Here is a 350-nt window from a genome sequence, read left to right on the forward strand (position 1 = left end):
TCCAGGCGAAAATCGGCCTTTTAACCCACAGACAATTCCGTTTAACACAGAAACTTGCATCATATAAAACGCATATTTCAAGCGCAGTATTTGGAAGCAAAAAACTGTTTCGCTCTCAATTTACCACCCGCGAGTTTGTACGTAACCATGACAAATGGAAAATATTGTTTTCTCGTGCTCGAAATAAACAACTTATTCTATCTGGCCGTAAAGATGCCAAACATGGAAATTTTGTGTTTCAGTATGTGCCTGAGACACAGGAATTATGGATGGCGACAAGTTCCGGAAAAACACTTAAGTTCCCAGCTGTTACATTCCCGTATGGACAAGAAATCATGAAAGAAGTAATC

At 39.4% G+C, this 350-nt stretch carries 1 pseudogene; it reads left to right on the forward strand.

The features are described from left to right. Positions 1–350: pseudogene (locus tag JDS96_RS30855) on the forward strand (IS200/IS605 family accessory protein TnpB-related protein); the annotation flags it as partial.

Origin of the sequence: Bacillus cereus group sp. N21, assembly GCF_016483395.1 — a bacterium.
Taxonomy (GTDB): Bacteria; Bacillota; Bacilli; order Bacillales; family Bacillaceae_G; genus Bacillus_A; species Bacillus_A pseudomycoides.